This is a genomic window from Paenibacillus sp. BGI2013 (assembly GCF_002843485.1).
GTDB lineage: Bacteria > Bacillota > Bacilli > Paenibacillales > Paenibacillaceae > Paenibacillus > Paenibacillus amylolyticus.
In genome coordinates this window covers 115,827-139,743 of sequence record NZ_PJFA01000006.1, presented here as the reverse complement: position 1 = coordinate 139,743, position 23,917 = coordinate 115,827, and the positions used below count along the sequence as shown (strand labels likewise).

Sequence of the window (23,917 nt, the reverse complement as noted above, 5' to 3'; positions counted from 1 at the left end):
AAAATATTTACAAAATAGTTACCTACTCATGTATTACTGATTACTTGCACGATAGGTTTCACGATAATAGATTCCAATGTTGGCAATCCAGATCACAGAGAGCATTACAATCGGGAATGGAGCAAAGGTAAAGAGCATCGAATATAGAACCATAGAAACCATTCCAACACCAAGAAGTACATTCATCATCTGAAAAGAACGATAGGCTGCGCGATAGACAATCCATTTCTCGCCTTCATCGAGCTTCTCAAAATGATCCTTCTTCATGTTGCGCGAGTTCAGATCCAGAGTGCGCTCAGGATAATAACGGTTGTATCGCTTTACAGTCAGAGTTTGCACGACCACAACGATGATAATAGAGATACATGAAGCAACAAAATTCAAGAGGTTGAACAGTTCTGGAGAATTCGGCATGGTTCGGTTGGATGCATACAAGGACAAAGCAAGTGCTGCCCAGGTAAACGTAAGAATAACGCTGAATCCGCTGAGTATCATCGCTTTTCCGAGGGAGCGCTCTGCGGGAGAGATGAGTGAATCGGAATCTCCATAAGCATCATCTTCCATGGGAGGGACAGATGGCGTGCGGGAGAGACTGAAGATGTTCCACACCGTCATAACTACCACAAGAGCCGCCAGGATTGCGAATAAAAGATCATAGTCATAATACACGGACAGCGTCCAGTTCAAGTCAGAAGGGAGTTTACTGACTCCGCTAGCTCCGAGAAAACCAACTACAGCGCCACCGGCTGCATACAAGGGAAGACGCAACCGCTTTTTAATGGACGAGGATGATGAATTTTTCATTTTAATCTCCACCTTTCAGTTCAAAGATTTTTTCGACAGGTTCACGAAATACATGTGCTATTTTTAGTGCCAGAACGACCGACGGAGAGTAATCTCCACGCTCAATCAGGGCAATGGTTTGACGGGATGCACCAATGAGTTTGGCCAGTTCTGCTTGGGATATCCGGTCTCTGGCTCGTAACTCCCGAACGTGATTGTGTAATTCTTCCACTTGCTCACCTCCATGAACCTAATGTACATGATATTTGACTAAATGTAAACTATAATATACAAAATGTTAAAGATCATTTACTTATAAACGTTGATCATGGACATGAAAAAGAGAGCCAGTTGGGCTCCCTAGGATGATTATCTTGTTTTCGGAAAAGTTTCCAGAAAAGTGAAATCAAGATGCATCTGCACACGGCAGATGTTGATTCTGTTCCTCTGCCTTCCGAAGTAACATTCTGAAAAAGACGAGCGCTCCAAGCCCCATCAGGATATACAGACCAGCCATCGCATAGGAGGGCAGAAAGGCTCCAATGGTTAACCCGAGACTGCCGAGAAGGGCAGCAGCGTTGTAACTCAACCCGTCAGCAGCCATATAGGCAGCACGGTCCGAATCTGGAATCATGCCCGCGAGCATGACCTGACGAACAGGGGCATACATCAACTCTCCAATGGTTAGCAATATAGCGGATGAGATGAGTAACCAGGCCCAGTTGCTGAAAGCAAGTACGGTGAAACCTGCCGTATAGAGGAGCATACCAACAGTCATAATAGATCGGGACTGGAAGCGACCTATCCATCTGGAGAATGGAATGGCAACCAAGGCGACCATTACGGTGTTAATGACCATGATCAGGCTGAACATATACAGACCTGAGATATCTGAGCCGAACAGTTGGGCGGTGAATTCATTTTTTAGACGAACAGCGATGTATTTATCCAACTGAAATTCCAGGGAGACTGCAAGTACAGTGGCCGTGAAAAATATCATGAAACGTTTGTCCTGAAAGACCGCCCAGTACGTTTTCAGTATGTTCCTCTGGATGGGAGTATCGCCATAACCTAATGCGCGTTTATCCATTGTTTCACGAATCATAAAGATCAAAATAAACAGGGTAGCTAGGCTTTCAAGGCATACCAGACTGAACAATAGGAAACGAAATGATTCGAAAAATAGCCCGCCCATCAGTGCACCAAAAGTTACAGCAACGTTTGTTGTCCAATATTGCAATCCATATACATAATGACGTTCATGTTCACTGCTCACGTCGACAATCATGGCATTAGCAATCGGCACGGTGATCCCTGAACTGAGACTGCTGAGCAGAAACATGATGCAAGTGACAATGATCGAATCCATCCACGGCGAATTGGCGATGGCCAAGCAAAATAGAGCCACTACCTGCAGAATTTGTGCAATCACCATCAATTTCTTCCGTCCAATCCGGTCAGACCAATATCCTGCCCACAATCCCACAATCATGGAAGCCACAATATTGACCGTCAGCAATAACCCCGCCAAACCTGCGCCAATCTGAATACTCAGATAGATCGCCATGAATGGAATGATGGACTTTTGGGTCAGATCGGTGAAAAAATCAGTAATGATACGTATCCTGATGTTCGGGTGCAGATCGGCGTATTTCATAAATCGTTGTTCTTCCTTCCCACTGGTCATGTTGATGTTACTGAGTATAATGGAGGAAAACCTGAAGAAAAACTGTAGAAGCATCCGGATGGATTTCGTATTTTAGCAGAAGGTAGGGTATATATGGACGTATCAGAACATTACATTCAACTGCGATTAAACTTTCCACATGTACATGATGAACAAGAAGTACTTACAACGGTAGGTGAACTTGCCGATCTTTTATGTTGTACCATGCGCAATATGAACCTCATTATGAACAAATTCAAGGAGAACGGATGGGTCAGGTGGAACCCGCAACGCGGAAGAGGCAAAAAATCGATGCTGGTATTTTGTGTCCCGTTGCTTGAAGTGGCGCGTGAACGGTTTGACCATCTCCTGGATGGGAACAGGATGGAGGACGCCTATGAACTGGCCGCCACCTTACCAATTACGATGAGAGAACATCTTATGCAGCAAATGCAGCATCAATTTGGTCTGCGTTCGAATGGAGGGGACAGAGGACGAGTGGATACATTGCGGATTCCACGGAATATCCCTTTTAAGACATTGGATCCCACGCAGACGGCCATGTGGGGAGAAGTTTTTATTGTTGCGGAGGTTTTTGATCGTTTGGTTCGTTATAATGCTGAACACCAGGTCTGTGAACCGAGTCTGGCTGTAGCATGGGAGAGTCATTCAGAGGGGAGCGAATGGACCTTTTATCTGCACAAAGGTATACCCTTTCATCATGGCAGAATATTGGATTCAGAGGACGTGAAGTTTACCTTTGATCGCATTATCTCTGACAATAGTAACCCGTGCAGGCCTCTGTTTGGATCTATTGAGCGCATAGAGACGTTGGACGAATTGACTGTACGTTTTGTGTTAAACAAGCCTAACTTCATGTTCCCGGATCTGATGAGTAGTATGTCTGCATCGATCTTGCCGAGAGATGTGGAGATGAATCCGCTCCATCCGATTGGAACAGGACCTTATCGGTTGACACGTCATGATTCCAAGCTGCTTGTGTTGGAAGTATTTCCTTCCTACTTCCGAGGCCGAGCCTATATTGACCGCGTTGAAATATGGCAACTTCCCCATTCTGGGAGGGTGGAGTCCGTCATCAAGCATAATATATTTCCGGATGCGGAGCCTCGTGCCGTGCAACATGAGATGCTGGGTGGCATGTATATGACGTTTAATATGCAAAAGGAAGGGCCGCAGCATGATTTGAATTTTCGCCGGGCTGTTCAACAGCTATTGAATGCGCAGGAGTTGTCGCAAGCGCTCGGAAGCAAGAACACGCAGGCTGCCTATAGTCTGATTCGAGGACGAGAACAGCAACCTTTAAAGGTGGGTTCAGATCAAGGGGAGCCATGGAAACAGCAATCGGAACAAATAGAATGTTCGGTCACACCTGTTCCTGACCTTTTCGTGGAGACCTCACTGGCGCGGGCCTCAGCATTATTGCGTCATAGCTCTTACCAAGGGCAGAGTTTAAGTCTGTGGGTGGAAGAAGGCGAGAAGATGGAGATGGATATGGTCTGGTTTGCAGAGAGATGTAAACAGATTGGCCTACATATCAACATTATGCCGGGAGATCCGATCCATGCAGTCTATCAAGATGGGTTCGGGGATTGTGATCTGATCTATACAGGAGAAATCTTCAATGATCATGTCGTGCTGAGTCTCGTGACGATGTACACCTTCCAGAACACGTTATTCCTGATTGCGATGAATGATTACTGGAGACATGAACTGGAACAGGAATGTGGACGAGTGGTCATGATCCAGGAACCTGCGGAGCGGTTGAATAGATTGATTCGGCTAGAAGATCGACTGATTCAGGAGGCATTGCTTCTGCCCACATACAGCTTCAAGGAAGAACACACCCATCATGATTCGCTGAGAGATTATCGTCTTGCGGGGTATGGTCTGCCTGATCTGCGCAGATTGTGGGTGAAGAGAAGCCCTGGGGCCGCTGAAGAGGATACGAGTTATCCGGTGTATATTCCGTTGTGGTAGGATTAGCTGCCACAACGGAAATGAATCAGGCGTTTTCTATATAAATTGAACTAAACATTTATACAAAACGGAGAGGACAGAAATAACCTGAGGAAGCAGAGCGTTCGCCTTTATCCCCGGATTTTCACTTTATGAAAAGAAATCAAAAAAATCTGGGGATAACAGCGATCAGAAGGTTGTTCTGTCATCGGAGTGACCAGTGTAAATATATTCATTAGTTCAATTTATATAGTTTCAGATCATTTACGAAACCCTGATGAATTCAATAGGCTTTGTACCCGGTTCAAGCAACAAAGGAATGGAGATGGATTGAGCAACTTCTGAAGATTCATTGAGGGTAAACGTATACGTGATCTTCAGACCGAATAACACAAATTCGACGGAAAACGTATCTTTCCCGGTGTATTCCATGGGCATTTCAATGGCGTTAAAGGTTGCTTGCAACCCGTCCGTTGTCTCTTGAATCGACATCTCGCCATAACCAGGATGCGTGTAAATACCCGCATAAGCGGTGTAAGGGCGATCACAAGGTATGATGTGAGGTTCTTCAATATTTTCCTCAACGGCAGTGTCTGCTTGAATAGGCACTTCCAGAGGATTCTCCGGATTAGCCTCCGTTTCTGTTGATTCTTTCCCCATTAATTTTCTCAATTTGGAACTCCAATTGACGGGCTCTAATCCAAGCAGTCGGTCCATGATATGAAAAGCAACCGTATAGGGAATTATACTTCCGTTGGTATTACTCAGAACCACGATTCCAATCTGCTCCTCTGGCAAAAAGGCAACTTGTGATGCAAAGCCATCAATAGCCCCACCATGATGAATCATGGCATGTCCACGATAAGGCTCAATCATCCAACCCAGACCATATGTACTCATAGGCAGTTCTTGGCTTATAAACGGCGAATCACTGGGCATCTGAGGACTATGCATAATCTTCATCTGTTCCTTAGATATCAATGACGTTCCTTCCCATTGACCTTGATGCAACTGGAATTGAAGCCATGCAATCATATCGATTAGATTGCTGTTAATGGAACCAGCAGGTCCTATGGCATCAATGGCTCGAAAAGGTATTCTCGTATTCTGACCATCCTTTTCCATATAAGGGTAAGCATAGTCAGGCTGAAGTTGCATTTTTTCAACAGAGAACAGACTTGAGTTCATACCCAGCGGATTAAATAGAGTCTTCTGAACCATCTGCTCCCACGAAGTTTCATTGAGCTGTCCAACCAGATAACCTGCCGTCATGTACATCAGGTTCTGATACTGCCATTTGTTTCGGAAATCCTGATTTGGCTCCAGATACTGTAATGTTCGAACAAGTTCTTCTCTTGTAAGTGGGGAGTTGTACCATACCAACTCATGCCTTGGAAGACCGGAACGATGACACAGCATGTCGCGAATAGTTATACGTTCTGTTGCGATCGGATCAAACATCTGGAAGTCTTTCATATACGACTTCACAGGGGTATCCCAGTCCAGTATTCCCTGATCCACAAGCAGAGCAGCAGTTGCTGCGGTAAAGGCTTTGGTACTTGAACCTATGGCAAACAACGTATTAGGGGTAACTTCAAGTTTGGACTCCATGTCACGATAACCGTAGCCCTTTTGCCAGATGACTTCATCCTTATGGATCACAGCCACCGCTGTGCCGACACCATTCCATAATTGAAGCTGCTCGTCGATGAATTCATCCAGTCCTTCCAGTGATGTGCTAAGCTTTGTTGTCGTCATGCTTTTCCCTCCCAATATTCAATAAAACGAATAATCTCCTACAATTCACTATGCCTTTTCTGGATAAAGTTAACATCCTCCCTGAGACTGATTTTGCGTAGCAATGCCGTATTAACGGACTTCACCGATTGCTTGTCAAACTAGTCCGCATATATCGAACAAGTCCCTCATAACATGTACTAATCAAGTAGGGGTTCTGCTGCAAGCACAATCCTGAAGTGAAAACATGTGCTAAAGGGGATGATGTCATGCGCCGAATATCATGGATGCTTGCCATGGTATTGGTCTTATCGGTCTTGCTTGCCGCCTGCGGGAAGAAGGATGCGGCAGCTGTGGTCAAAGATCTGAACGAAGTCGTAGGAGAGATGGAAAGTTACCAGGGGGCAGGCGTGATGACGCTGCATACCGGAGATACGCCGCAGCAGTACAAGGTCGAGGTATGGCATCAGAAGCCTTCCTATTATCGTATTGCGTTAACGAATGCCAAAAAGGATGTAACACAGATTGTGCTGCGTAACGATGAAGGTGTGTTTGTTTTGACACCGAGCCAGAACAAAAGCTTCCGTTTTCAGAGCAATTGGCCAGATAATCAAGGACAGGTATATCTCTATGAAACATTGATTCGGAGCATTACGGGGGATACAACCCGTCAGTTTGCCGACGAGAAGGAGAGCTATGTTTTTGATGTAGCTGCCAATTATAATACACACGCACTTGTCAGACAGAAGATCTGGCTGAACAAAAGCGATTATGCACCTAAACAGGTGGAGGTATCCGACTCCAATGCCAATGTGGTCGTGGATGTGAAGTTTGATTCCTTCAAATTTGGTGCTGCATTTGAGAAAGACGCCTTTGACATGCAACGTAACATGACAGCCAATACAGAAGAAGGCGGCAAAACGGGAACAGACTCTGGTGTGGCTCCTGCGGAGCAAACAGGTAATGAGGGCGGTAAAGAACCTGCCAATCCTCAGACGGCGCCAGAACCAGACGGATCTGTCACTGATGGACAGTCGGGTATAGGTGGTGACACAGAGCAGCAAGGTACAGAGGGTGCTGCAACAGGTCAGGAAGGCGAAGAGCCAACACTCGCAGAACCGGAAGGGGCAGACAGCTTCGGCGTGATTCAGCCGACCTATGCGCCGGAAGGCGTGCAGCTCAAGGACGATCAGATTCTGGAAGAAGCGGGAGACTATTCGGTTATGCTTCGTTATGAAGGAACATATAATTACACGATATTCGAAGCCAGACCACAGGATCGAGCTGTATCACTTGCTCCATCCAGTGTAGTGGATCTTGGATTCACGCTGGGGATGATCAGCGGGGATGCATTGAAGACTCTGACATGGATGACAGATGGTATAGAATATCGGATCACCAGTGCCGACCTGCCTCAGAACGAAATGGTACGTATTGCAACATCGATGCAGGAAGAGTCAGGCAAATGATTTTTGAACAAATGAACGAATAGTAGCATAAACATAAGGAATGCTAAGAAGCATCGGAGACCTGTTCTCCGGTGCTTTGCTTTGATGTAAGAAAGGTATTCATTTAGCGCTGTTTTTCTTACCCGATACACTCAATAAAGCAAAATGCGCTTCTACGCAGAGGGAACCGGGTAAATAATCGATATAAGCGGATTTTGCTTGGGTGAAAAGTGGGATTTTGCCCTGCTAATCTCGCTTATCGGTCTTCTTCTGTGTTCGCATTTGTTCTTCAAAAGGCGCACCTTACATCTGTTTTTGGATGCGAAACTTCGGTTCATTTGACAGTCACATGCTGGAGCATTACGATGGAGTCTGACGTGAGCCGGATTAAGATGATTAGAGAAGGTGACTTAACGTGCAAGGACAATATCGGCCGACCCAAGCGGAGATCAATTTGGATCATTTGTGTACTAACGTAGAAGCTTTCCGCGAGGCATTGCCTCAGGGCATGAAATTCCTCGCCTGTGTGAAGGCCAATGCCTATGGACATGGAGCGGTGGAGACGGCTAGGGAACTGGAACGAGTGGGTGTGGATTACTTAAGTGTGGCTTTTCTTGACGAAGCTCTAGAACTGCGACAACATGGGATTACGATTCCAATCCTGGTACTGGGATATACGCCGCCTGAAGGGATCGCTGTTGCATGGCAACATGATGTGACCGTCACACTGTTCAGCAGGGAAGTGCTTGACGCCATTCGACATCTGGATGCGAGCACATTCGCTAACCAACTGAAGGTTCATATTAAAATCGACAGCGGCATGGGCCGATTAGGTCTGTTGCCTGGCGATGAGGCATTGGCTTTCATTCAGGAAGTAGCTTCGCTCAATCAGGTGATGCTGGAAGGTATGTTTACCCATTTTGCCAGAGCAGATGAAGAAGACAAAACCTATACACTGGAGCAGTATAGACGGTTCCAAAGCGTAGTTCATGCGCTCAGGGATCAGGGATGTTCCATCCCGATTATACATACGGCGAACAGCGCCGCTGCCATTGATACACCGGAATTGTCCTATGACATGGTACGTGTGGGAATAAGCCTGTACGGACTGTATCCTTCGGCTGAGGTGAATCATCAGGTGGTGAAGCTGTCCCCGGTATTGACGCTGAAGACAAAAGCGGTTCTGGTCAAAACACTGCCACCCCATTGGGGGATCAGTTACGGAACCCGTTATTTTACGCAAGGTTACGAACGAATAGCGACCCTGCCGATCGGATATGCAGACGGATTCTCCAGAATGCTGACAGGTAAAGCACAAGTGCTTGTACGCGGCCGTCGCGTCCCTGTCGTCGGTACAATCTGCATGGATCAGTGTATGGTGTCGTTACAATCTTTCGCGGAAGAGGCGGAAGAAATTCAAGTCGGCGAAGAGGTTGTCCTCATCGGTCATCAGTCTGGTGGCGTTATAACCGCAGACGAGGTGGCATCCCAGCTCGGTACGATTGCTTATGAAGTGATCTGCATGATGGCGCACCGCATTCCTCGGGTATATACCCGCGGGGGAGCAGTAGTCGCCAGAATCAATCCACTTTTGACATCCTGACAGGTAAACTGGACGTCATTCCCAATAAACTTTTTTTCAGAACAGAAGGAAAACTGTCGGAGCATCTCGAATTATGTATGACGGTAAGGATTTAATTCCTGAATTGAGATGTTTGGTCTGTACGAATATTGTTCCCCGTGTTTATAATGGAGTACAGCATACTTGATATACTCGGGGCATATATATTCCTTTGTATAAAAGTTCTGGAAAAACGTAATACTGGTTCACAATGGCGAAAGGTTTGTGGGGGTGGAAGAAAGGTGGCCAACTTGCAGAACACCAAGCGGATCATGATCAGTTTACCTGATTATCTTTTGCAGGAAGTGGATGGCATCGTAGCGCTGGAGAATTCCAACCGCAGCGAATTGATTAGGCAGGCTATGAAGCTGTATTTAACGGAGCGTAAGAAACGTTACATCCGTGAAACGATGCAGCGAGGGTACATGGAGATGGCAAAAATTAATCTGACCATGGCATCCGAAGCCTTTCATGCGGAGGAAGATGCGGACAGCACTCTGGACCGCTTAGTTAGCGGGGTGTAGACATTGATCGTAAAACGTGGTGACGTTTTTTTTGCGGATCTTTCTCCCGTTGTCGGTTCCGAGCAAGGTGGAGTCAGGCCGGTTCTGGTGATCCAGAATGATATCGGCAACCGGTTCAGTCCAACTTGTATTGTGGCGGCTATCACCGCCCAAATCCAGAAGGCAAAGCTGCCAACGCATGTTGAAATTGATGCGGCGGCACACGGCTTTGACCGGGACTCGGTTATTTTGCTCGAACAAATACGGACGATTGATAAACAGAGGCTGACTGACAAGATTACCCATCTGGACGAGGAGACCATGAAATTGGTCAACGAAGCCTTACAGATCAGCCTTGGTTTAATCGATTTTTAAGGCAGCAACCAGCGTCTTGTACGCTGCCCTGCCGTCCGTTGGCAATGGATGTTCCCGTAAGGGAACACACTGAATTCAGACTGTAACCAAAAGAGCGTATGACATCCTTCGGGCTGTTATGCGCTCTTTTGATTAAAGCTTGATGAAAGCGTAGAACATTGGCGATCTTTTCGCTATAATGAAACCTGAGAAACCGTTTACCCGAAAGACCTATATATAGAGGTGGAGGAGACATATGAGCATTTACATCAATCAGGAGAAACTTCAGTTTCATTTACAGACCCGCGAGGCCAGTTACGTATTTCAGGTACTGCCTTCAGGATATTTGGTGCATTTGTATTATGGCAAAAAATTACGCGACACCGATCTGAGCTGGTTGCATGTTCGTACAGAACGAGCATCTTTCAGTCCGAACCCGGTACCAGAGGACCGTACAATTTCATTTGATACATTGGCAGTGGAACTACCCGTGTATGGCACAAGTGATTTCCGTAATCCGGCTATCCAACTGGAACTTGAGAATGGCTCGACGGTTTCGGAGTTTACGTATACAGGCCATCGATTGGTCAAAGGAAAGACAGCGCTTACTGGTTTGCCAGCAACGTATGTTGAATCCGATGAAGAAGCAGAGACGCTGGTTATTGAGTTGGAAGACCGCGTTGCGGGTATCAAAATCGAGCTTTCCTATACAGCCTTTACGGCATTTAATGCGATTACACGCTCCATGCGTATCGTTAATGAGAGCGCTACCTCAGTGAATGTGGCGCGTGCGCTCAGTTCATCTGTTGATTTTCCGCATGCAGATTATGAATTGTTGCAGTTGTCAGGGGCATGGACACGGGAACGTGATATTGTTCGCAGACCGCTTGCGTCAGGCCTGCAAGGGATTGAGAGCCGTCGCGGTTCAAGCAGTCACCAGCAGAATCCTTTTATTGCACTGATGACACCAGGCACGGATGAAGACCAAGGTGAAGTTTATGGATTCAGTCTCGTCTATAGTGGTAGCTTCACTGCACAGGCTGAAGTGGATCAGTTCCACACCACCCGTGTGTCACTCGGAATCAATCCGTTCGAGTTCAGCTGGAAGCTGGAGCCGCAAGAAACGTTCCAGACACCTGAGACGGTTATGGTGTACTCGGCTGCAGGTTTGGACGGCATGTCACAGTCCTACCACGAATTGTATCGGGAGCGTCTTGCGCGTGGTAAGTTCCGCAATGCGGAACGTCCGGTTCTGGTCAATAACTGGGAAGCAACCTACTTTGGATTCAATGCAGACAAGATTGAACAGATCGCTCGTGCTGGACAGAAGCTGGGTATTGAGCTGTTTGTCTTGGATGATGGCTGGTTTGGACATCGGGACAGTGACAACTCCTCGCTGGGCGACTGGATTGTAGATAAGAACAAATTGCCACAGGGACTGGATGATCTGGCTAACCGCGTAACTGGTCTGGACATGCAGTTCGGATTATGGTTTGAGCCTGAGATGATCTCACCAGACAGTGAGCTGTACCGAGCGCACCCGGACTGGTGTCTGCATGTGCCAGATCGTCGCCGGACAGAAGGACGTCAACAACTGGTACTCGACTTCTCTCGTCAGGATGTACGTGATGAGATTGTGCGGATGTTAACAGACGTACTTGGTTCTGCACCAATCACTTATGTGAAATGGGACATGAACCGCAATATGACGGAAGTGGGTTCTGCGTTGCTTCCGGCAGATAGACAGCGTGAGACCGCACATCGTTACATGCTCGGACTGTATGACGTTATGGAACGAATCACTTCGGCGTTCCCGAACATTCTCTTCGAAAGCTGTTCAGGTGGTGGTGGCCGCTTCGATCCAGGTATGCTGTATTACATGCCACAGACGTGGACAAGTGATAACACGGATGCTATATCCCGCCTGCGGATTCAATACGGTACGAGTCTTGTATACCCGGTAAGTTCGATGGGATCGCATATCTCAGCGGTACCGAATCATCAGGTCAACCGGATCACTTCGCTTGAGATTCGGGGACATGTTGCGATGTCGGGCAACTTTGGGTACGAGCTGGACCTGACAAAATTCACGGAGGAAGAGAACGACATCGTGAAAGCCCAGGTTGAGCTGTACAAGGAGATTCGTGGAACGGTTCAATATGGAACATTCCGCCGTTTGCTCAGTCCGTTTGAAGGCAATGAGACGGCGTGGATGTTTATTGCACCGGACGGAAGCAAAGCTGTTGTATTCTACTTCCGTGTGCTCTCTGAGCCCAATGCGCCACTTCAGCGCCTGAAGCTGAAAGGATTGGACCCTAATGCGGATTACCGTCTGAAAGGCGGCTCGGAGACCTTTACCGGCGATGCCCTCATGTATGGCGGTATTTCGGTAGGCAGCACATCAGGAGACTATCTGAGCGAGATGTTCCGGTTCGAGCGCGTCTAGAGTGCAATCGCATATAAAGTTTTAAAAAAGGAAAGACCGAGGAGCGTCATGATGACGATTTTCGGTCTTTTTTTGATGTAATGGGGAAGGCTGGAGGATGACATCATTCTGTCAGAACTTGTATGCTTGCGGATTGATGGAAATCTGGACGTGATTCTGTGATAATATAGGGTAGAGTGGAAGAAACAAATGGTTCAACTATACTGTAATTACAGCAGCAAAGCTGCCCTGAAATGATTGTAACGAACGATTCAGGAAGGAAAGAGGGATTTATTTTGTCTGAACAGGAAACGGTTCTGGAACCCAATGAAGAAACAATAAAGGCAGAACGCCATGAACGAATCATCAAACAGGTAGCCAAGGAACTGTCACTGTCCTTGAAGCAGGTCCGCACAACGTCGGAGCTTCTGGACGAAGGCAATACGATTCCATTTATCGCCCGCTACCGTAAAGAAATGACTGGAGAGCTGGATGAGAACCAGCTGCGATCGATTGAAGAACGCATTGTTTATCTGCGCAATCTTGAGGATCGCAAATTGGAAGTCATCCGTATTATAGAGGAACAGGGCAAACTGACCGGAGAACTGAAGCAATCCATTACGCAAGCTGTGAAGCTGCAGGAAGTGGAAGACTTGTATCGACCTTACCGTCAGAAGCGGAAAACGCGTGCCAGTGTGGCAAAAGAAAAAGGTCTTGAGCCCCTTGCTGTATGGATCTGGGGTCAACCGAAACAAGGAGATGTACTTCAGGAAGCTGCGAAATATATCAATGCTGAATTGGGTGTAGAAGATGCGGAGTCGGCGCTTCAGGGAGCCAAAGACATTCTCGCGGAGAATATCGCAGACGATGCTGCCATTCGTGCCTGGATTCGTCGGTACACCTTGGATCACGGGATGCTGACTTCAGAAGCGAAGGATGCTCAAGAAGAGTCCGTATACGAGAATTATTATGATTACCGCGAATTAGCCAAAAAGATGCCTCCACACCGTATTCTCGCGATTAATCGCGGTGAACGTGAGAGTATTCTGAAAGTCGGCCTGGACGTACAGGCAGAACCGGCCCATCGCCATATGGAAGGACAGATCATTCGTGGTGCTTCTGCCGTGCAGGATATCCTGCGTGATGTGATTGAAGATGCATACAAGCGGCTGATTGCGCCTTCCATCGAGCGTGAAGTTCGTGGAGAACTTACGGAAAAAGGTGAAAATCAGGCCATATCGGTATTCTCGGCCAATCTGCGTAACCTGTTGCTTCAACCGCCGATTCACGGCAAACGTGTGCTTGGTGTCGATCCTGCCTATCGTACCGGTTGTAAACTGGCTGTAGTAGATGATACGGGCAAACTGCTGGAAGTGGCTGTGACCTACCCAACGCCACCACACAACAAGAAACGTGAAGCTGCGGAAGTATTCCATCGGATGATCAAGCAATATGATATCGGACTGATCGTCATTGGTAATGGTACCGGATCACGTGAGACGGAGCAATTTGTTGCCGAGATCATTCAGGAGAACGGTGATGAAAGTCTTGTGTATCTGATTGTTAACGAAGCAGGCGCGAGTGTATATTCTGCATCCAAGCTGGCCCAGGAAGAATTCCCTGATCTGGATGTTGCGGAGCGCAGTGCAGCTTCCATTGCTCGCCGGGTACAAGACCCGCTGGCGGAGTTGGTTAAGATTGATCCAAAAGCCATTGGCGTGGGTCAATATCAGCATGACGTCTCCCAGAAGATTCTCGAAGAAAGCCTGAAGGCTGTCGTGGAATCCGCAGTTAACCATGTGGGTGTGGATGTGAATACAGCATCACCTTCGTTGCTGTCATATGTTGCCGGAGTTAACGCTACGATTGCCAAAAACATTGTGAAGTACCGTGAAGAAAATGGCCGGTTTACGAACCGCCGTCAGCTTCAGAAGGTGCCACGTCTGGGTGCCAAAACCTATGAGCAGTGCGTAGGATTTATGCGTATTGGTGAGGGAGAGAACCCGCTGGACCGTACACCTATTCACCCTGAGTCTTACAAGGTAGTGGATCAGCTGTTCAAGGAGCTTCAGGTTGCACTGGACAAGCTGGGCAGCAAGGAACTGTCGGTATTACTGTCAGAGCAACAGCCAGAACAATTGGCTGTGAAACTGGACGTAGGTGTGCCTACATTGCGTGACATTCTGGACAGCTTGCAGCGTCCGGGGCGTGACCCGCGTGAAGAAATGCCGTTGCCAATCTTCCGTACAGATGTATTGAAAATTGAGGATCTGGTGGAAGGCATGGAGCTGCAAGGTACGGTTCGGAACGTTATTGATTTTGGTGCCTTTGTTGATATTGGGATCAAGAGTGATGGGCTTGTCCATATTTCACAGCTCAGCAACGGATATGTTAAACATCCGATGGACGTTGTGTCTGTCGGGGATAATGTAACGGTCTGGGTTATGAGTGTGGATACCAAAAAAGGCCGTGTCGGCCTTACGATGAAGAAGCCTGCTTCTGCGCAACAGTCTTCTTAAATAGTAGGATTGGAGAACAGCCTTCCCTAACCAGGAAGGCTGTTTGTTGTCGACAGTAATAGTCCCGTTATCCGTTCTAATTCCTCTAGTAAGTACGGTGGGCAATATGTGCATTTTCTTAAAGTGCGTGTTCAAAAGGCCATCCTTCGTAATCCAATGCAGACTTTTATGAACTACCTCTTAAAGTTCGTTCTCCGCGCTACGTGGTGTGCCATTTGCTGGTTTGTTACGATAAAAGAACCAGCATTCGTTCAGCAACTTGATCTGCCGGCTGTCCTTTTTGTGAAATGCACGCATCAGTTGATTGCAAAGCCATTGAGGCAAGGGTATCTCCTCCTCTTGCATAATTCATCTGTACGTTAGCATATGTGGCAATAGCCTGGACTGTGCGGGATAAGTGGAGGCCTCCGGCAAATCAATCTTGTTCACTCAAAAAAAAGCACAAATCCCAATTCAGGGAAATGTGCTTTTCGTTCTCGTCATTATAAAATGATAACTGTGGTGAATTAGAGAGCTTCCATCTCTTCTTCATACCATTGTTCCAATTGGGCCTGAAGAGCTCGGATTTCGGTAAGCAGAGAAATCAAGGGATAATGGCTTTCACGTAATACTGCAAAAGATTCTTCAAGCGCATTGATATAATCAAGGCCACCGATGATAGTAAGATTTTCGTTTAGGAGATCGAGGCTGTCACATTCGGCGATCGCCCAAGGCAGGACAGGGACATCTGCTGCAGTGAGTTTATCAATTTCCTTGTGCAGGCGCAGGTTGAGCGCACTGAGTTGATAGGCGTAATCTGCGGGCATTTCCACGAACTGCAAGTGTTGTTCCTGCTGCAGGATGACATAGCGCATTGTAGGCATAACGAGTAATAATCTCCCCTCATACATTCTACTTGACAGTGTAGCCTACGAAACGGTTAAAATTCAAGTATTATACCGGAAAAACAAATGCTCCGAGGGGGTGCAAGGAGAGGATATCGATGGAAAATGAGGAATTGCAACAATGGATTGAACAGGTATCACTGGATCATTTCGGAGTGCCGTTCACCCATGAAGCGTTGTTTAACAGTCGCCTGACCACGACGGGTGGGCGTTATATGCTTAAAAGTCACCGGATTGAGATCAATCCGCATCAACTCGAAGCCTATGGGCGAGATGAGGTTGAGAAAATCATCAAGCATGAGCTGTGTCACTATCATCTGCATATTCGTGGGCGCGGCTATCAGCATCGTGACCCGGAATTCAAGGCTTTATTGCAGAAGGTAGGCGGTTCGCGTTACTGCCAATCACTTCCTGACGGCAAAGGCAGAAAGCCGCTGCCATATCGTTATAAGTTGGTGTGCAAGAGCTGTGGTACGGAATATTTGCGCAAGCGGAAAATAGATCCTAAGCGTTATCGTTGTGGTCGTTGCGCGGGAAAACTGGGGCTTCAGAATATCTGATGTGTGTATCGTTCAATGTATTAAAGAAAGTGATGGAAGGGATGTTGACTTGGATTATTAATCATGATAGATTAATCTTATTCAAGTTAATTTTCCCTGATAGCTCAGTTGGTAGAGCACTCGACTGTTAATCGAGTTGTCACAGGTTCGAGCCCTGTTCGGGGAGCCATTTCTTGGAGAGATACCCAAGTGGCTATAAGGGGACCCTCTGCTAAGGGGTTAGACTGCGTAAGCGGTGCGAGGGTTCGAATCCCTCTCTCTCCGTTCTGAATTAAACTTCTCTGCAAAGGGATGAGAACCCTAAAGGTTCGTCGGAGCATAAGCTTCGTTAGCAATACTTCGCAGTCTCGAACGAAGTGAGAGTACTCCTCTTTCTCCGTTCTGATTGCACAAAAAATCCTCTTCACATTAGACCGGTTAACGGTCAGTGTGAAGGGGATTTTTTGCGTTTACTGATCTTTGCTTATCCCTGGTGTACGCTTCAGCCTAAAGTGAAATGCTCAACATCTCGTATAAACCTTTCTTGCCTGCTTCCGTTACTTCGACAGAGCGACTTCCTGTTTTTTGACGAATCCAGTCCAGTTCCGCTAACCGATGTCTGAGTTGTTCCCCAAGCATACCTGAGAGATGATGACGGCGTTCGCTCCAATCCAGACATTTGCGAGCGATGGCACGGCGTGATCCCGGCTTCATCTGAAGTTCAATTCCGAACGTAGTGAACCACTGTATTCCTTTCTCTGTAACTTGATAATCCTTGCTGTGTGCCTCTTCGGGATCTGAAAGATACCCCTTTTGTACTAAGGCTTCACAGAGCGAGATTCCCAATTTCCCGGCCAGATGACCATAACAGGTCCGTGCATGACTCAGTTGTTGAAGCTGATCGGATTGTTTGAGAGAGCGGATCTGTACAGGCGGAGCAATACTGGCCATGCTTTCAATCAGATTAGCAATTTCTTTGTTTGCAAGACGGTAGTATCGGTGGCGCCCTTGTTGTTCAACTTCGAGTAATCCTCCCTCTACGAGTTTAGCTAGATGGCTGCTTGCCGTCTGGGGAGTGACACTTGCCATATGAGCAAGCTCTCCTGCGGGTAACGCACGGCCATCCAGTAAGGATGACAGAAAAATAGCGCGGCTTGGATCAGCGATTAACGACGCAATAACAGTAATATTCGGATATACATTCATACTTCGATCATACCTGAACTATTACTGTAATACAATCGAGTTGTATCGTCCCATATGGGTCAGATTGAGCTTATAAAGCATTGGAATGGGAACAGGAGAGGTACAGGATGAAAAAGATAAAGAAACAGAACTTTGCTACAGAGCAATTGTCAGCGAGTCCAGCAGTGATTCAACATGAGACGATTAATCCCAGTATTTTATATTATGGTACGCCTGTAGTGCTGCTAAGTACATTAAATGAGGATGGATCAACCAACCTGTCACCATTATCCTCGTCTTGGGCACTGGGGGATTGTCTGGTTCTCGGTCTAGGTACACAGGGCAAAGCCTATGAAAATCTGAGTCGACATCCGGAGTGTGTGATTAATTTACCAGATGAAGCAATGTGGAGACAGGTTGAGGCATTGGGTCGTTATACGGGAGTCACACCGGTTCCTGAGGAGAAAAGGAAGATGGGCTATGAATATTGTTCTGATAAATTCACTGTAGCTGGACTGACATCTGAATGCTCGGTTCAGGTGGCACCAGATAAAATAGTTGAATGTCCGCTCCAGATTGAAGCGGCTGTACAACACATACGTATTCCCGAACATACACCGTTCATGGCGATTGTGGAAGTGAAAGCGTTGAAGGTGCACGCGCACACAAGACTAATATCTGGACCGAACAAAATTAATCCGGACGAATGGCATCCGCTGATATATAATTTCAGACATTATTTCGGATTGGGCAAGAGACAAGGGGAAAATTTCCGGGCAGAGAATTGACCTGAGTAGAAGTTCTTTATTAGTCATGTAAAGATTGGGTAATAGTAAAGATAGACTCATGTAAGCATATACATAATGAAAGAGGTGATGTGCATGGAAGTAGAATATTTGATGCGTGTACTCATAGCTGGAATATGTGGTGTGCTAATCGGATATGAGCGCAAGAATCGAATGAAAGAAGCGGGAATCCGTACTCATTTTGTGGTCGCCGTTGGTGCTGCCCTGATGATGATTGTATCGAAATACGGATTCCAGGATCAGGCTGGCTGGGCCAATCTGTCTCTTGACCCTTCAAGGATCGCTGCACAAGTCGTTAGTGGTGTGGGGTTCATTGGAGCGGGCATGATCTTCACACAGCGTCACACGGTCAGGGGATTGACCACAGCGGCTGGCATATGGGCTACGGCAGGCATGGGACTTGCTGTTGGTTCGGGTCTGTATTGGACGGGTGCGGGCGTGACACTGCTTATCGTCGTGGCACAGATGTTACTGCATAGACCTACACGCTGGCTGGTATCCGCCCGAACAGAGACGTTAACCATCCATCTGCAAAATGAGGGAGAGGCCCTGAAGACTGTTTTGGCACTGTTGGGACAGGAGAAGATCTCGGTCATCGGATTTAAGACTGAACAGCAAACAAGCACAGACTCCGTGGAAGAGACTGTGCTTGAGTTCACGTTGCAACTGCCGGGTTCATACCGGGGCGAGCAACTGATTATTTTGTTACAGGATGTGCCTCACGTTCGATCTGCTGAGTTAAAATAAAGAGAACCTGCATGGATCAACAGGTGACTATGCAGGTTCAATGCTTAATTCAGTATGGGTTCAATTACTGACCTTCTCCGACAGTCGTTTCTGGGCGGGACACCGGTTTACCTTCGAGCAGGCACTCGATGGCATGGGCAACACCATGCTCCACATTGGTCAGCGTTATGGCTTTGGCTAATGCCTGGATTTCGGGTTCGCCATTACCCATGGCGATGCCGAGTCCTGCCATTTTTAACATGGAGACATCGTTGAAGTTATCACCGATCGCTACTGTATCTTCCATGGAGATGTTCAGGTGAGCCGCCAGTTTGGTGAGAGCATTACCTTTGGATACGTCCGGGTGCTGCATTTCGAAGTTATGCTCAAAGGATACAACCATGGCGACATCGGATCGGGATGCGAAGTATTCTCGTCCTGTCTTTACTTTGTCCGGATTCATGGAGAAGGCCATAATATTATAGATGTAGGCTTCTGCCGGAATTTCGAGATGGCTGTTTACGCGGTGGTAGTCTTTTTTGTCATAGTGTTTCTTGATGGAGCCAATCATGCGTGCAATGTCCTCACCAGGGTTTGAACCAAGAACACGTTCCATCTCGGCGAGCAAGGTCTCATGACTGCTACGCGGGGCATAGATGCCTTGTTGTGTTGAAGCCTCATAATAGACATCATGATCTTCCAGCCACTGCATGACGGAAGCTGCTGTGTCACGCCCGAGCGGAAGATGGAATAAACGTTCACCGTCTGCATCATGAATTGTCGCTCCGTTGGAGCCGATAATCGGGGTTTTGATTCCACCTTCGCGGCTGATGGTCACAACATCGGAATAGACACGTCCAGTTGCAATGGTAACTTTCATACCGGATTGCTGGGCCTTTTGGATGGCTGCGGCATTCTCCGGGCTAATCTGGCTATCTATGTTCAACAAAGTTCCATCTAAATCTGTGGCAAATAATTTCATATATTTACAACTCCTTATCATCTGTAGGTTCAGGAATGAGAATCTCAACCTGTTGTTCGGCTAGAAAAACAAGCCATTCTTTGGTTGGCCATTGATCCGTAATCAATACATCCACCAATGACCAGTCGGCAAAACGATAACCATAACTTCTATCAAACTTGGATTGATCTGCAAGAACAACAACTTTCTTGGCAGCTTTCATCATTTGGTGTTTAATTTTCCCTTCCTCTTCGGAAGCACTGAAGCCATCCATGGTGATACCGCCAATTCCGATAAAGGCTTTATCTACATAATAGTGGGAGAGGGTCTCGATAACAGAGGTACCGTAGACATAACGTTGTTCCTTATCTACTTTGCCTCCGAGCAAACGAATCTGGACAGCAGTGTGATTGGAGAGAAGATCAGCGGAATGAATCGAATTGGTAATGACGGTACAGGATTTGCCGTTTAAGTTCTCGGCACAGGCCTGCACAGTCGTGGAAGAGTCCAGAATAATAATCTCGCCTTCCCTTACAATGGCCGCAGCGAGTTTGCCGATGGCCCTCTTTTCCTCAGATACATCGAGTAAACGGTCTTTGTAGGATCTGAATTCTTGCGGAGGAGGGGGGAGAATTGCGCCGCCACGGGTTCGGATAATGGCATCCTGTTCCTCAAGCTTAATCAGATCCCTGCGTGCAGTATCCCGTGAGACATCAAACAAGGCGACAATATCATCGGCTGAGATGCGATTGTGTTTGCGTAGATGTTCAACAATGAGCTGCATTCGTTCTTCTTGAAACAAACATGTCACCTCCGAGTGTATGGATGACCGTACTTATACTGATACTTTAATTATAAGTATTTTTAATGTGATTTGCAATATTATAAGTGAACGTAAGTTTTTATAAGTGTTTTAATGGATGATTTACATTGTTCCTGCACGGAGATGACACTGGCATGAATGGGGAGATGGCTAATAAAGGGGCTCTAAAGAGCGGTATGCAATGGACAAAAACGCTTGAAAAATAAATTTCAAAAAAAGTATTGCAAGTTCAAATTGTACTGTGGTATACTCATTCTTGTCGCCAAGAAAGACAACTTGTTATTAAGGCCCGTTGGTCAAGGGGTTAAGACACCTCCCTTTCACGGAGGTAACAGGGGTTCGAATCCCCTACGGGTCATATCTTCACCACCTCATGAGATCTACATTTTCGATGGGTAATCCTCAAAGTCATTGCTCTTATAGACAAGAATGAAGCATGGCACATCCGGTGAAGTTTACAGCAAGAGCCATTAGCTCAGTTGGTAGAGCACCTGACTTTTAATCAGGGTGTCGAAGGTTCGAGCCCTTCATGGCTCACCATTTTTACAATTGAATATGCGGTCGTGGTGGAATGGCAGACACGCTATCTTGAGGGGGTAGTGGGTGTATACCCGTGGAGGTTCGAGTCCTCTCGACCGCATCACAGCAACAACATAAGATAGACTTCTATGATCATTCATGGGAGTCTATCTTTGTGTTATACGATATATCTCATCCTATTCCAGGCATATAAAGGCTGAGCATTCAGGAATAATGTGGTATAATTCAAGCAGATGAGTTGATTATTACGGTTGGAAGGCGGTTCTTGTATGCAGTCGATCTATGAGCGAATTGAACACCTGATTGCCGAACGAGGAATGACCAAGAAGGCTTTCTGCCAACAGCTGAAGATTAGCACAGGCAATCTGGGTGATTGGAAACGTGGCAAGTCTATTCCGAGTACGAATAAATTAATTGAGATTGCTTCGTTTTTTGATGTGAGCCTTGACTGGCTCATGATTGGACGTCCATCGAAGGAAGCGATGGTTCGGGAAAAACGGGAGGATTATTTTTTTGACGTTTTGCGGCAATTGAATTGCCAAGAAAGTGAATTATCGACTGTGGAACAGTCTTTTATCAGCGAATATATTGAGTTCACCCGTTACCGTAAATCCAAGGAAAGTAAGGATGCTGGCGACTATCGCTATAAACCTGAGAACAAATCAGAGAACGATTCTGAGGAAAACGAAGCGTAAGTGATATGAGCAGCATCCATAGACTGAATGTACAAAAACCTCTGGACTAATCCGAACACACTCGGAGACAGTTCAGAGGTTTTTTGGTGTTAACTACGCTTGATGTCCTTATTTACGAAAGACAAGAGTTTCTTTGCCCAGCAGATGTGGGCGGAGTGTGTTCCAGATCTGAAGACATTGCTCCTGAAGTTCCCAGGCTGCCATGCCGAGGAGTCGAACACCGATTCCACCTGATGCCAGCAAACTTGCGCCTGCGAGCATTCGTCCATCTGGTGGCAGCGCAGATCTGACTTGCTCCAACTCCGCAGTACCAAGCCCTGGGGCAATCATCCATAACGCAGCGGTATGTGTGTAGTGAAGGAGAGACGCTGAGTGTTTGGGATCATCGGTATCCGGTTCGAGTCCGAATCGATCCCAGACAGCCAGTTGCTCACCTTGCCATATCTCCGTCAAGCTGCGGTAACGCTCGAATTGGAACGCTTCTCCCCGATGAATCCGTCCGGCAGACCAGATATCTGCATAGGCCAGGATTGCCTGTTCTTCCAGCTCAAAGGTTACAGCGAGCGCAGAAGAACTTCCCTTGAAAGGGATGACGCATTCAGGGAAGTATTCCAGCGTGGCCCCTTTTCCCAACCGAAAGTGATGATTAACGGATGAGGGAATGGAAGGTGTAGGATGAAGTCTGGTAGCAGATGTGCTGCTCAGCATGACATGGGTGCCTTCACCTAATTCCCACTCGGAATGATAATGATCCCCGTTAAGGACTCCGGGCGAGACGTCTGACGTGTACACACATAATTCGGTTCCGCCTCCGGGAGGTCGAAAGGATCGGCTAAACCGGAGTGGTGCGCTGTAATAACGATCAGTCATGACAGTCCGGTCGCCTTGAAAGGCAAAGGTGGCCCGAAGCTCGCTGCGGCGTGTGACGGGTGCACCTGCACTTTCATTCCTATTTATCTCTGTTCCCGTGGGGACAGAAGATGAATTAATGCGAGTGAGTGCCATGTTCATGGCTGTGTGAATGCAGATGTGCAGCGGAAGCATCGTCATCCATGTATTGATGTTCAAGCCAGTGGACAATCTCGGATACACCTTCACCGCTCATTAGATTAGACATGACATAAGGGCGGCCTTCGCGTACCCTTTCGGTATCATTTTTCATAACTTCCAGGCTTGCACCAACGTAAGGGGCGAGGTCGGTTTTGTTGATTAACAGCAGATCTGAACGCGTTATGCCGGGACCGCCTTTGCGGGGGAGTTTCTCTCCTTGAGCAACGTCGATAATGTAGATGAACACATCAGCCAGTTCCGGACTGAATGCAGCGGAGAGATTGTCGCCGCCGCTCTCGATGAAGATCAGTTGCAGATCCGGGAAGCGTTCGATCAACTCGTCAACCGCTTCGAAATTCATGGAGGCATCCTCACGAATAGCCGTGTGCGGGCATCCGCCTGTCTCGACGCCAATAATACGCTCTGGTGCCAGTGCGTTCTGACGCAGCAAAATCTCGGCATCTTCCTTGGTATAAATGTCATTGGTGATGACAGCAAGACTATAACGTGTACGCAGTGCCTTGGATAGCTTCTCCACAAGGGCTGTTTTACCTGAACCTACCGGTCCGCCAATTCCAATTCGCATCGGACGACTCCGATCAAATGCCTTGCGTTCCCACTCCGGATGATGCGTATGATTAGCTCCTCCACACATAACAATTCCTCCTTGGTTAT

The 23,917-nt window shown here is 47.1% G+C and carries 22 protein-coding genes and 5 tRNA genes; 16 read left to right on the top strand and 11 right to left on the bottom strand.

Annotated elements, in window-relative coordinates:
- Nucleotides 1-33: 33 nt before the first annotated feature.
- The 3 genes from CXK86_RS16600 to CXK86_RS16590 all read right to left on the bottom strand — a co-directional run bounded on the left by CXK86_RS16600 (nucleotide 34) and on the right by CXK86_RS16590 (nucleotide 2,470).
- Entirely contained in the window at nucleotides 34-804 is a 771-nt protein-coding gene (locus tag CXK86_RS16600; RefSeq protein ID WP_076251515.1) for a DUF3169 family protein, read from the bottom strand.
- A 1-nt stretch (nucleotide 805) separates the two neighbouring features.
- Nucleotides 806-1,015, bottom strand: coding sequence for a helix-turn-helix transcriptional regulator (locus CXK86_RS16595; protein WP_036669037.1), 210 nt, complete (start codon nucleotides 1,013-1,015; stop codon nucleotides 806-808).
- A 174-nt stretch (nucleotides 1,016-1,189) separates the two neighbouring features.
- The gene (locus tag CXK86_RS16590; protein ID WP_180361779.1) at nucleotides 1,190-2,470 is read right to left on the bottom strand and encodes an MDR family MFS transporter; all 1,281 of its coding nucleotides are present in this window, start codon (nucleotides 2,468-2,470) and stop codon (nucleotides 1,190-1,192) included.
- A gap of 93 nt (nucleotides 2,471-2,563) precedes the next feature.
- On the opposite strand from CXK86_RS16590, the gene CXK86_RS16585 reads away from it, so the two are divergent.
- Complete coding sequence (locus CXK86_RS16585; protein ID WP_101314104.1) at nucleotides 2,564-4,447, top strand: ABC transporter substrate-binding protein; 1,884 nt, start codon at nucleotides 2,564-2,566, stop codon at nucleotides 4,445-4,447.
- Nucleotides 4,448-4,690: 243 nt separating this feature from the next.
- Here the strand turns inward: CXK86_RS16585 and CXK86_RS16580 are convergent, their stop codons facing one another.
- Nucleotides 4,691-6,184: a serine hydrolase gene (locus CXK86_RS16580; protein ID WP_101314103.1), complete on the bottom strand. Its 1,494-nt coding sequence runs from the start codon at nucleotides 6,182-6,184 to the stop codon at nucleotides 4,691-4,693.
- A gap of 248 nt (nucleotides 6,185-6,432) precedes the next feature.
- On the opposite strand from CXK86_RS16580, the gene CXK86_RS16575 reads away from it, so the two are divergent.
- From CXK86_RS16575 to CXK86_RS16550, 6 genes are all read left to right on the top strand, one after another.
- Complete coding sequence (locus tag CXK86_RS16575; protein WP_101314102.1) at nucleotides 6,433-7,632, top strand: outer membrane lipoprotein-sorting protein; 1,200 nt, start codon at nucleotides 6,433-6,435, stop codon at nucleotides 7,630-7,632.
- Between the two features lie 394 nt (nucleotides 7,633-8,026).
- The gene (gene alr / locus CXK86_RS16570; protein WP_076319105.1) at nucleotides 8,027-9,214 is read left to right on the top strand and encodes an alanine racemase; all 1,188 of its coding nucleotides are present in this window, start codon (nucleotides 8,027-8,029) and stop codon (nucleotides 9,212-9,214) included.
- A 260-nt stretch (nucleotides 9,215-9,474) separates the two neighbouring features.
- Nucleotides 9,475-9,756, top strand: coding sequence for a CopG family ribbon-helix-helix protein (locus CXK86_RS16565; protein ID WP_017690037.1), 282 nt, complete (start codon nucleotides 9,475-9,477; stop codon nucleotides 9,754-9,756).
- 3 nt (nucleotides 9,757-9,759) lie between these two features.
- Complete coding sequence (locus CXK86_RS16560) at nucleotides 9,760-10,110, top strand: type II toxin-antitoxin system PemK/MazF family toxin (RefSeq protein ID WP_024630714.1); 351 nt, start codon at nucleotides 9,760-9,762, stop codon at nucleotides 10,108-10,110.
- 235 nt (nucleotides 10,111-10,345) lie between these two features.
- A complete protein-coding gene (locus CXK86_RS16555) occupies nucleotides 10,346-12,535 on the top strand; it encodes an alpha-galactosidase (RefSeq protein ID WP_101314101.1) in 2,190 nt (729 codons plus the stop codon).
- Between the two features lie 275 nt (nucleotides 12,536-12,810).
- On the top strand, nucleotides 12,811-15,033 hold the full coding sequence (locus tag CXK86_RS16550) for a Tex family protein (RefSeq protein WP_036611182.1): 2,223 nt from the start codon (nucleotides 12,811-12,813) through the stop codon (nucleotides 15,031-15,033).
- A 180-nt stretch (nucleotides 15,034-15,213) separates the two neighbouring features.
- Here CXK86_RS16550 and cmpA read toward each other — a convergent pair whose 3' ends face one another.
- A complete protein-coding gene (gene cmpA / locus CXK86_RS16545; RefSeq protein ID WP_017690033.1) occupies nucleotides 15,214-15,357 on the bottom strand; it encodes a cortex morphogenetic protein CmpA in 144 nt (47 codons plus the stop codon).
- A 182-nt stretch (nucleotides 15,358-15,539) separates the two neighbouring features.
- Entirely contained in the window at nucleotides 15,540-15,896 is a 357-nt protein-coding gene (locus CXK86_RS16540) for a hypothetical protein (protein ID WP_047842018.1), read from the bottom strand.
- Between the two features lie 119 nt (nucleotides 15,897-16,015).
- On the opposite strand from CXK86_RS16540, the gene CXK86_RS16535 reads away from it, so the two are divergent.
- From CXK86_RS16535 to CXK86_RS16525, 3 genes are all read left to right on the top strand, one after another.
- Complete coding sequence (locus tag CXK86_RS16535; RefSeq protein ID WP_036669054.1) at nucleotides 16,016-16,477, top strand: SprT family protein; 462 nt, start codon at nucleotides 16,016-16,018, stop codon at nucleotides 16,475-16,477.
- Between the two features lie 93 nt (nucleotides 16,478-16,570).
- Nucleotides 16,571-16,646: transfer RNA gene (locus tag CXK86_RS16530), tRNA-Asn, on the top strand.
- 6 nt (nucleotides 16,647-16,652) lie between these two features.
- Nucleotides 16,653-16,741: transfer RNA gene (locus CXK86_RS16525), tRNA-Ser, on the top strand.
- Nucleotides 16,742-16,963: 222 nt separating this feature from the next.
- Here CXK86_RS16525 and CXK86_RS16520 read toward each other — a convergent pair.
- Complete coding sequence (locus tag CXK86_RS16520; RefSeq protein WP_047842019.1) at nucleotides 16,964-17,662, bottom strand: ArsR/SmtB family transcription factor; 699 nt, start codon at nucleotides 17,660-17,662, stop codon at nucleotides 16,964-16,966.
- A gap of 107 nt (nucleotides 17,663-17,769) precedes the next feature.
- Between CXK86_RS16520 and CXK86_RS16515 the strand changes: the two genes are divergently transcribed.
- The gene (locus tag CXK86_RS16515) at nucleotides 17,770-18,429 is read left to right on the top strand and encodes a flavin reductase family protein (RefSeq protein WP_257467880.1); all 660 of its coding nucleotides are present in this window, start codon (nucleotides 17,770-17,772) and stop codon (nucleotides 18,427-18,429) included.
- Nucleotides 18,430-18,522: 93 nt separating this feature from the next.
- Nucleotides 18,523-19,194, top strand: coding sequence for an MgtC/SapB family protein (locus CXK86_RS16510; RefSeq protein ID WP_091033649.1), 672 nt, complete (start codon nucleotides 18,523-18,525; stop codon nucleotides 19,192-19,194).
- Between the two features lie 64 nt (nucleotides 19,195-19,258).
- Here the strand turns inward: CXK86_RS16510 and CXK86_RS16505 are convergent, their stop codons facing one another.
- Both CXK86_RS16505 and CXK86_RS16500 read right to left on the bottom strand, forming a co-directional pair.
- Nucleotides 19,259-20,155, bottom strand: coding sequence for a Cof-type HAD-IIB family hydrolase (locus CXK86_RS16505; RefSeq protein ID WP_101314100.1), 897 nt, complete (start codon nucleotides 20,153-20,155; stop codon nucleotides 19,259-19,261).
- 4 nt (nucleotides 20,156-20,159) lie between these two features.
- Nucleotides 20,160-20,936, bottom strand: coding sequence for a DeoR/GlpR family DNA-binding transcription regulator (locus CXK86_RS16500; protein WP_101314099.1), 777 nt, complete (start codon nucleotides 20,934-20,936; stop codon nucleotides 20,160-20,162).
- Nucleotides 20,937-21,243: 307 nt separating this feature from the next.
- Here CXK86_RS16500 and CXK86_RS16495 point away from each other — a divergent pair.
- The 4 genes from CXK86_RS16495 to CXK86_RS16480 all read left to right on the top strand — a co-directional run bounded on the left by CXK86_RS16495 (nucleotide 21,244) and on the right by CXK86_RS16480 (nucleotide 22,192).
- Nucleotides 21,244-21,315: transfer RNA gene (locus CXK86_RS16495), tRNA-Glu, on the top strand.
- A gap of 106 nt (nucleotides 21,316-21,421) precedes the next feature.
- Nucleotides 21,422-21,497: transfer RNA gene (locus CXK86_RS16490), tRNA-Lys, on the top strand.
- 17 nt (nucleotides 21,498-21,514) lie between these two features.
- Nucleotides 21,515-21,597 (top strand) — tRNA-Leu (locus CXK86_RS16485).
- A 169-nt stretch (nucleotides 21,598-21,766) separates the two neighbouring features.
- Nucleotides 21,767-22,192 carry a helix-turn-helix domain-containing protein gene (locus CXK86_RS16480; RefSeq protein ID WP_036610863.1) on the top strand — a complete coding sequence of 142 codons (426 nt, stop codon included), beginning with the start codon at nucleotides 21,767-21,769 and terminating at the stop codon, nucleotides 22,190-22,192.
- A 108-nt stretch (nucleotides 22,193-22,300) separates the two neighbouring features.
- Here CXK86_RS16480 and CXK86_RS16475 read toward each other — a convergent pair whose 3' ends face one another.
- The gene (locus tag CXK86_RS16475; RefSeq protein WP_180361778.1) at nucleotides 22,301-23,260 is read right to left on the bottom strand and encodes an urease accessory protein UreD; all 960 of its coding nucleotides are present in this window, start codon (nucleotides 23,258-23,260) and stop codon (nucleotides 22,301-22,303) included.
- Nucleotides 23,178-23,897, bottom strand: coding sequence for an urease accessory protein UreG (ureG, locus tag CXK86_RS16470; protein ID WP_017690021.1), 720 nt, complete (start codon nucleotides 23,895-23,897; stop codon nucleotides 23,178-23,180). The genes CXK86_RS16475 and ureG overlap by 83 nt, the downstream gene beginning before the upstream one ends.
- Nucleotides 23,898-23,917: the final 20 nt, after the last annotated feature.